Annotated in this window: 3 protein-coding genes; all 3 read left to right on the top strand. The window is 39.0% G+C overall.

Features of this window, described 5'->3' with window-relative positions:
* Positions 1 to 1,674 (top strand): non-ribosomal peptide synthetase (locus tag ACKTT2_RS01265; protein WP_407883159.1); only part of this gene is annotated, 1,674 nt, incomplete at its 5' end.
* Between the two features lie 87 nt (positions 1,675 to 1,761).
* Positions 1,762 to 2,583: a phytanoyl-CoA dioxygenase family protein gene (locus ACKTT2_RS01260; RefSeq protein ID WP_407883157.1), complete on the top strand. Its 822-nt coding sequence runs from the start codon at positions 1,762 to 1,764 to the stop codon at positions 2,581 to 2,583.
* A gap of 77 nt (positions 2,584 to 2,660) precedes the next feature.
* Positions 2,661 to 8,504 (top strand): SDR family NAD(P)-dependent oxidoreductase (locus ACKTT2_RS01255; protein WP_407883155.1); only part of this gene is annotated, 5,844 nt, incomplete at its 3' end.

The raw sequence follows: 8,504 nt of genomic DNA, 5'->3' as shown, positions 1-8,504 counted from the left end.
GGTGCTTATGTACCTCTTGACCCCAATTATCCTCAAGAACGCCTCAGTTATATGTTGAGTGATTCCGGTGTGGAGGTTTTGTTGACGCAACAGTCATTGCTGGAATCTTTACCGCACAATCAAGCACGAATTGTTTGTTTAGATACTGATTGGGAGTTGATAGCTACTGAGTTAGATACTGACTTAAAGCCTAAAGTGCAGCCCGATAATTTGCTTTATGTCATTTACACCTCTGGTTCTACAGGTTTGCCTAAAGGGAGCGCGCTACCCTATCGTGCCCTAAACAACCTTATACAGTGGCATTTAGCAACAATGGCGACAGGAGTTGGAGTCCTTCAGTTTGCCTCCCTCAGTTTTGATGCCAGTTTTCATGAAATGTTTGCTGCTTGGTGTTCGGGAGGGACACTGTTTTTAATTCCAGAGAATTATCGCCTGGATTTGGATAAATTAGTACATTTTTTAGCAGAAAACCCGATCTATAAAGCAATCCTGCCAGTTGCCCTTTGGCAGCAATTAGCAGAGGCATATGGAGACCAACCTCAGTTGTTTAGCAACCTTACAGAAGCGATCGCTACAGGGGAGCAACTTCAGATTACTCAACAAATGATCGACCTATTCTCTCGCCTTAATCACTGTAAACTCCATAACCACTATGGTCCTTCTGAAACACATGTTGTAACTGCATACGTTTTCACAGAACCATGCCAGAAATGGCCAATTTATCCCCCTATTGGTAAGCCAATCGCTAATACTCAAATTTACATTTTAGATCGTAATCTCCAGCCAGTTCCCATAGGGGTATGGGGATCCCTGTTTATCAGTGGGGTCAGTTTAGCTCGTGGCTATCTCCACCGTTCTGATTTGACGAGCGAGAAATTTATTCCCAATCCTTTTAACAATTCAAAATCGCAGTGTACTGAGGCATTAGAGCAATCTAACAATTCAAGATTATATAATACCGGAGATTTAGCTCGCTATTTACCTGATGGCAATATCGAGTTCTTAGGACGGATAGACGATCTAGTGAAGGTTCGGGGCTTCCGCGTTGAACTCGGTGAAATTGAAGCAGTACTTAACAAACATCCTCAGATCGGTCAAGCCATAGTGGTGCTGTATGGCTCAGAAGCACGAGAAAAACGCTTAATAGCTTATATAGTCATAATTCGAGAGCAGACTTTAACCAGCGAGCAGTTACGGGAATTTCTCAAGCTCAAGCTACCAGAATACATGATACCTTCTGCTTTTATTTTTCTCAACGCTCTACCTTTAACATCCAATGGCAAGGTTAATCGACGTGCCTTACCTGCTCCTAATGAAACTCTATCAAACTTATGCACATTTGTTCCACCTCGAACCCCCGGTGAAGAAGTGTTAATTCAAATTTGGCAAGAAATTCTCAGTCTTGAACGTATCAGCATTTACGATAACTTCTTCGAGCTAGGGGGTCATTCCCTATTAGCAATGCAGTTAGTCAGCCATATTTATAAAAAGTTCGATCTGGAGTTATCGGTGCGCCAAGTATTTCAAAATCAGACAGTAGTTCAATTAGTAGATACTATGGCTCAGATAGCTGGCGATCGCGAAGTCATCGAAGAAATTGCTCGTACCTGGCAGGAAATCGCTGCATTATCTCCCGAGCAACTACAGTTAATGGCGACACAGCTTAGAAAATAAGGGTTGCTGAATTAACGTATGAAGTACAGATTGCTCAGCCCTTTCAGAGATGACGAGTTCTAACCACAACTAGAGAGACAAACTACCGTGAAACTTACCCCAAATCAGATACAACAATACGAAGAGGAAGGGATGTTATTTCTCCCCAACTATTTCTCTGATGCACAAGTTAGTGCTTTGCGCGAAGAACTTTCACGATTACCAGAGCAAATTCCTGGACAAGTGATGGAAAAGAACAACCAAACGGTACGAGCTATTCATGGAGTTCATGTTTACAGTAAAATTTTCCAGAGTTTAGTTCAACATCCACTTTTGTTAGAACCAGCTCAACAGATTTTAAGAGATTTTGTCTATCTTTACCAGTTTAAGATCAACATGAAAGCAGCTTTTACTGGGGATCTTTGGCCTTGGCATCAAGACTTTATATTTTGGTACGAGGAAGATGGTATGCCACAGCCCAGAGTAGTCAATGTCGGCATCTTCTTGGACGAAATAAATCAATTTAATGGTCCACTATATTTGATTTCAGGTTCTCATAAAGAAGGATTAATCAAATGCAATGTTCATAAATCCTTATTTGAAGGGGAAAATATCGGCTGGGAAGTTAATGTCAGTACTAATCTGAAATACTGTCTAGACAATGCAACTGTAACTCGACTCGTTGAAAGAGGAAGCATAGTAGCTCCTGTTGGTTGTGCTGGCTCTGTTCTTTTCTTTCACAGCAATATAGCTCATAGTTCAGTTCCTAACATCTCTCCTTACCCTCGTAGACTACTTATGATTACTTATAATAGCATCAAAAATATACCGCATTCTAGTGACCAGCCAAGACCAGAATTCTTAGTCTGTAGAGATTACACGCCACTGCAACCTATAGGAGATGATGCGTTACTGCAACAAGTTGAGTAACACATAATTGACTAATGACATCTTGTCTTCAGTATTTAATTTTTACTCTCTACAACTTTAAGTATAGAAACAAAGTTATGAGTACCACAAACCATTCTTCCTCTTCAAATAGTTTCTCCAACGATCCAAAGTATGCTGTGTTCAAACTCCTGTTGGAGAAAAAAGGAATCCGTTTCAACGCCCAAACTATCCCTCGTCGAGATGAATTAACTTCTGTGCCTCTCTCCTTTGCACAAGAGAGACTGTGGTTTCTCAACCAACTTTCGGGAGCATCGGCAACCTACAATATGCCTGCAGCCCTACGCCTAACTGGGGAATTAAATCTTAATGCCTTGCACCAAGCCCTAGCCGAAATCGTGCGTCGTCACGAGGTACTGCGCACCAATTTTACCAACATCAATGGTATGCCGATGCAGGTGATTCACCTAGAAGCCAGCATGGATATGGAAGTAGTAAATTTACAAAACCTAGAAGAGAGCGAACGGAAACTGGTTGTAGAGCAACAAATTCAACAATCAGCACTGACTCCCTTTGACTTAGAAAGCGCCCCCTTAATTCGGTGTAGTTTATGGCAGTTATCAAACACCGACTATGTGTTCTGCATCAATATGCATCACATTGTTTGCGATGGGTGGTCGATTGGCGTGTTGATTCGAGAACTATCAGCTCTGTATAAAGCTTTTTGTACCGGAGCACCATCGCCCTTACCAGAACTAGAGATTCAATATGCTGACTTTACCTTGTGGCAGAGACAAAGGTTGAGTGGGACAGTACTAGAGAAACAACTGCAATATTGGGTATCGCAATTACAAGGAGCACCAGAATTATTGCAAATACCGACCGACCGACCACGCTCTGGCACACAGAGCGATCGAGGTGCAACACAAAGCTTTACCTTAACTACGGAATTAACCCAGAAACTAGAAATACTGTCACAGCAAACGGGTAGTACTTTATTTATGACCCTGTTGGCAGCCTTTGCCACCTTAATGTATCGTTATAGCGGTCAATCAGATGTGGTGATTGGTTCGCCGATTGCCAATCGTAACCCCAGTGAAATACAGTCATTGATTGGCTTTTTCGTGAATACCTTAGCCTTGAGAACACGGTTAGAAGATAATCCGAGTTTTGAGCAGTTGCTTGCGCAGGTGCAAGAAACCACTCTCAAAGCTTATGAGCATCAGGATGTGCCATTTGAACAGGTAGTCGAAGCTTTGCGACCCCAACGCTCCATAAGTTATGCACCTCTGTTCCAGGTGATGTTTGTCTTGCAAAATGCGCCGATGGGCGAGATTGAATTACCAGGAGTAAAATTAAGTCAGTTAAACGCTGAGAACACAACTGCCAAGTTTGATTTGACTCTATCCATAAGCGAAAGCCCTCTGGGAATGGATTGTGCGTGGGAATACAAAACCAACTTGTTTGATGGGTCAACCATTGAGCGCATGGCTGCTCATTATCAGAATTTACTTTTAGCGATCGCTAAAAATCCACAACAAAAGATAAGTGAAATACCATTACTCACAGATTCTGAGCTAGAGCAGTTAGTGCAAACTCCGAATAATATCACTACAAGTAACTTCCTTCGCCAATACTTTCAGTACCATGATTCAAATAATTTACAACTTTACATTTTAGATAATCGTCAACAATTAGTTCCTCTAGGTGTAGAAGGAGAAATTTATTTAGGTAATTATGATTTATCTCCAGATAACTTCAATCCAAAGTCAAAAAAATCTATAAATATAATAGCTCATCCCCAACTTGGTAAGTTATTAAAAACTGGAGAATGGGGTTGTCGTCGAGGAAATGATTCTCTTGAATTATTAGGAAAAGAGCATCGAAAATTCATAGTTAAAGGACAAAGAATTAATTTACAACGTATTGAGGAATCTCTACTAACAGCAACAGGGGTAGAAGATTGTTATGTAACAATTCGCAATCAAGATCTAGTAGCATACGTAGTTAAAGATAGTTTTTGTAATCAAAAGTTTTTACACAATCATTTAAAATCCCAGTTACCTGGGTATCCATTACCTTGCACTTATGTACCAGTAACTGCTTTACCATTGACAAATAAAGGAGAAGTGGATGAAGTAGGTTTAGCTTCTCTTGGTGTAATTGATTCTGATTTAATTCCAACTTGGGAAGAACAAATAAGCTCTCATCCTGAAATTAAGCAAGTTGCTTTAGTAGTTCAGCCAAATATAAAAACGATTTATCCCATACATCTAGAAGATGTTTTACCATCAAATAAAGTTGTTTCCGAACGACTTTATACTATTGAAGCACTTAGAGTGATTGATGAAGAAAACAATAGTTTCGCATTAGAAAAAAAATTACCAGCTATCAGTCATGGAAAAGCTTTACTCTTCCCAGAATCTGTTCCACAAACTCTAGGGAAAATGCTTCAAAAAACTGCTGGTAAATTACCTGGTCAAAGAATAATTTATATTAACTCTGATGGCAGCGAACAGGTTCAATCTTATTCTCAGTTATTAGAAGATGCTCAAAGAATTTTAGGTGGCTTGAGAAAACAGGGACTTAAGCCTCAAGACAAAGTCATTTTTCAGTTAGAACAAAATCGAGATTTTATTAGTGCTTTTTGGGGTTGTGTGTTGGGAGGGTTTATTCCCGTACCCATTGGAATGCCTGTTTCTTATGACCAGCCCAATGCAACTCTAAATAAATTACAAAATAGCTGGCAGATGTTAGAAAAACCTTTGATATTAACGGATAATAAATCGTTGCCAGATATTCATAAATGGTCTTTAAGCCTAAATCTAGACGGATTTGAGTTAGAAACAATTGAAAATTTACAAGAGTTCTCGGTAGATAATAATTATTACAATTCTCAACCAGAAGATTTAGCGATTTTACTACTTACTTCTGGTAGTACAGGAACACCGAAAGCAGTAAAACAGAGTCATAAGAGTTTGTTGAGCCATTGTGTAGGAACAACGGCTATGAACAACTTTTCCACAGCAGATATTTCTTTGAATTGGTTTCCTCTGGATCATGTTGGGGGAATAGTCATGTTTCATTTGAGGGACGTTTATTTGGGGTGTCAGCAAATTCATGCACCCACTCAAATGGTCTTGCAAACGCCTACTTTATGGTTAGATTGGATTTCGAAGTATAAAGTTACGATTACTTGGTCTCCAAATTTTGCTTATAGATTAATCGTCGAGCATCTCGAAAAGTTTAGTAAGAAAACAGTTAGTCTTTCTGACAACAAATGGAATTTATCTTCTCTGAAATTTATTTTGAATGCAGGAGAAGCAATCGTTGCTAAAACTGTAAGAAGATTCTTAGAAATATTAACTGTTTACCAGCTATCCTCTAGAGTAATGCACCCAGCATGGGGAATGTCCGAAACTTCTTCAGCATTGACCTTCGCCGATAATTTTTTATTGGAGTTGACAACAGATGAACAAAAATTTACGGAATTGGGTTCTCCCATCCCCGGATGTTCGATCAGAATTGTGAACGATAGAAACCAGATAGTAGAAGAGGGAAAGACTGGTTTTTTACAAGTACAAGGAGCTTCAGTTACATCTGGATACTATTGTAATCAGGAAGCAACTCAAGAAGCATTTACTGAAGACGGTTGGTTTGATACAGGGGATTTAGGATTTATCCGGGAAGGACACTTAACTATTACTGGACGAAAAAAAGATGTCATCATTATCAATGGGATTAACTATTACACTCATGAGATTGAAGCAGCGGTGGAAGAATTATCTTCAGTGGAAGTATCTTATACAGCAGCTTTTGGAATCTCATCTACTGGAAATAACACTGAAGAATTAGCTATCATATTTTCTCCTTATGTATCCAGTCAGAATCAGTTAGCAGAACTATTGAAGAAGATTCGGGGGAAAATTGTCAGTGACTTTGGAATAACTCCTAGTTATCTAATCCCTGTAGAAAAAGAAATAGTTCCTAAAACTTCCATTGGTAAAATTCAGCGTTCCCAATTAAAGCAACGTTTTATTGATGGTGAGTTTAAATCTATCCTCCATCAGGTAGACTTATTACTTTATAATGCAAATACGATTCCTAACTGGTTCTACCGTCAAACATGGCAAAGAAAAGAAAGGAGGAATATTTTACTCAGTTCTTTTAATCAAAATACTTTAGCCCTAATATTTGCTGACAAGTTAGGTTTGGGAACATTTTTAGCTCAAGAATTATCTGGGCTAAATCATCCATACGTTATAGTTACTATAGGTTCGGATTTTCAGCGAATCAGCCCGAATCATTATTCTCTTGTTCCCGGAAATCTGCAACATTATCATTTGTTGATTGATTCATTAGCGCAAAATAATCAAGTCATTGGTCACATTCTCCATCTTTGGTACTACAATGAGCAGATTGAAGAAGTTTCTACTGTAGAAAATTTGGAGTCCACTCAACAACAAGGGCTTTACAGTGTAATATTTTTGGTACAAGCTCTAGAACAAATTCAAGGTACACGACAGGTAGTGAAGTTACTGTGTGTTGCGAACAATAGCCAATCACTTCATCCTACAGATAAAATTCAACCTGAAAAAGCTACTCTTTTAGGCTTGCTCAAAACTATCTCTCAAGAAATGCCTTGGTTGAGTACTCGTCACTTAGATTTGCCATTAGCAGAAGTAGAACTCAACAGTAGTTACACTTTGCAAGAAATGTATTCTTCTGATAGAGAACTGACAGTTGCTATCAAAAATGGGCAACGTTTAGTTTCACGTCTGAAATTAGTAGATATGACTTGTGAAGAGAAACAAGCAATTCCTATAAAAGTAGGAGGAACATATCTCATAACAGGAGGACTAGGAGGAGTTGGTATAGAGATTGCCAAATACTTATTAGAACATTATCAAACACGCTTAATATTAGTGGGTCAAACTCATCTTCCTGACAATGATTCTGGAAAAATAGATGGAGAAAAGGGAGATAAAATCATTACTAAATTACAAAGGTATCAACAGTTACAACAATTGCCTGGATCGGTTGTTTATGAATCTGTTGATATCTGTAATTTAGATCGCTTACAACAAATAGTGGAAAAAGCAACTTCAGAATGGAAAACTCAACTTGATGGTGTGCTCCATCTGGCTGGAATTTTTCAAGAAACTCCAATAGAGTCGGAAACCCCAGAAAATGTTGCTGCTGTTTTGCGTCCCAAAGTTATCGGTACTTGGGTATTGCATCAACTACTTTACAAGCAAGAAAATGCTTTATTTATTCACTTTTCTTCTGTGAATGGTTTCTTTGGAGGAATGAATGTTGCGTCTTATTCAGCCGCGAATAGTTTTCAGTCAGCGTTTAGTGATTATCAACGACACAATGGTTTTCAAAGCTACTGCTGTTCTTGGAGTATGTGGCATGACACTGGCATGAGTCAGGATTATGAATTTGCAGAACTTAGTCGTGCTAAGGGTTATTTTGCCATCGCTCCTCAACAAGGAATTTATTCGTTTTTAGCAGCTTTATCTCACCCCTCACATGATTTGTTAATCGGTTTAGATGGAACTAAGGCAAGTGTTCAACGTTTTATTGGCAATTGCGATCTCGAGCAGAAATTAACTGCTTATTTCACCACTCAAACCCCAAAATTTTCTTTGAGTAAATTGCAGGAGGTACAACTGTGCGATCGCTATGGGATGCTAAACCAAATTGACTTTGTCCAACTCGAACAAACATCCCTTAGTGATACTGGAGAAATCAACCGCGAACAGCTTACTGGTATATATAGGGATTTGAGTGCTAGTGAGCAGACAAAACCACGTAACGAAATAGAACGTCAGTTAGTTGAGATATTCGAAGAAATTCTGAATGTTTCTTGTGTAGGAATCCACGAAAACTTCTTTGAACTGGGAGGACATTCCCTCCTCGCCACCCAATTAATATCCCGACTCAAACAAACCTTTGCA

Origin of the sequence: Scytonema hankhaensis NUACC26, from assembly GCF_045865695.1 — a bacterium.
In the GTDB taxonomy this organism is placed as follows: domain Bacteria; phylum Cyanobacteriota; class Cyanobacteriia; order Cyanobacteriales; family Nostocaceae; genus Scytonema.
This window is presented reverse-complemented; position numbering and strand designations above follow the sequence as displayed.